Below are 1409 nucleotides of genomic sequence, written 5' to 3'. Positions count from 1 at the left end.
TATACCAAAGTATATATTAATCGGGGGATGGCGTATAAGAAGGTAGGAGATATCCAAGCAGCCATAGAGGATTTTGAACAAGCTTTAGAGTATGATCCCAAAGACCCCAGGGCACTAGCTGAATATTGTATTGAACTTGGATTAGTACGAGGTTTATCGTCAATAGATACACTAGAAACAGCATTAAATAACCCATTAATACGAGATACGGATGCGGCACATTTTCACTTTGCTCTCGGGCGTCTTTATGACGACATGCAAAAACACAATATAGCTTTTACTCATTATAAAACAGCTAATGAGATTCGCGCTGATATCAGAATAAAAAATGGGGGATGTCTTTATAAAAGACATAAATATAAAAATATAATTGAGTACACCAGTCCAGACTTTTTTGCTGAGAAAAAAAATTGGGGTGTCTCAAGTTCGCGGCCAATATTTATAGTGGGAATGCCGCGATCAGGCACCACAATAATTGAGCAAATTTTGGCTAGTCATTCCCATGTGTATGGTGCGGGTGAACTAGATATATTGCCCGAAATATCACAACGCATCACATCGCAAAATATAAATCTCACTGCAGATTATGTTAAAACATTAGCTGATGAATACCTAATGAAATTATATATTAAAAATAAAGAGGCCAAGTACGTTTGCGATAAGATGCCCCATAATTTTGAGAATCTCTGGCTTATTGCACTTTTATTTCCCCGCTCTGTCGTCTTGCATTGTGAGCGCGATCCCATGGCAACTTGCTGGTCAATTTACCGTAGTGATCTATCTGGAGATCATAACTATTCTAATAATCTAGTGACTTTAGGTGAGCACTATCTTGATTACAATACCTTAATGACACATTATAAAAATGTATTACCTATAGAAATTCACTCTATATATTACGATAAATTAGTAAATGATCCTGAAAATCAAATTTGCTCCATTCTTGACATTTGTGGATTAAATTATGAAGAATCGTGCTTTTCACCACATCAAACAAAACGCCCTGTCAAAACTGCAAGTGCACTACAAGTAACTCGTCCAATTTATAATTATGCAGATAATCACTGGAAGTATTATAAATATTACTTGAAGCCTTTAACTAAGATAATAGAGCAATCTGAATATTAAAAATATTCGATAAAGCTATTTTTATTAAATATTAATTTTGATCAACCTTCACTGACTGGTCCGATTTCAACGTTAGGTGTTTAGCCCCAGCATGTAATGGTACGATTTCTTCGATCACCGACAAGGACGGGCTATGGGACAGGTACTACACGGCAGCGCCACGACCACTGACGCCGTCCGTGGACTTGCCCTGGAAAAGTGGAGAGCGCCAACTGAGGAACCAGGAGGTGTTTCATGGGACGAGGGAACAGAGCGACGCCGGAGTTTCGTCGTGAAGCGGT

The 1409-nt window shown here is 38.3% G+C and carries 1 protein-coding gene; it reads left to right on the top strand.

Annotated elements, in window-relative coordinates; translation table 11 throughout:
* On the top strand, nt 1–1128 hold a 1128-nt coding region (locus BLS34_RS25185), incomplete at its 5' end, for a tetratricopeptide repeat-containing sulfotransferase family protein (protein ID WP_139189502.1).
* Nucleotides 1129–1409: the final 281 nt, after the last annotated feature.

The organism is Thalassobaculum litoreum DSM 18839 (assembly GCF_900102465.1).
Taxonomy (GTDB): Bacteria; Pseudomonadota; Alphaproteobacteria; order Thalassobaculales; family Thalassobaculaceae; genus Thalassobaculum; species Thalassobaculum litoreum.
The sequence above is the reverse complement of the archived record's forward strand: the minus strand, read 5'-3'. Positions and strand labels throughout refer to the sequence as shown.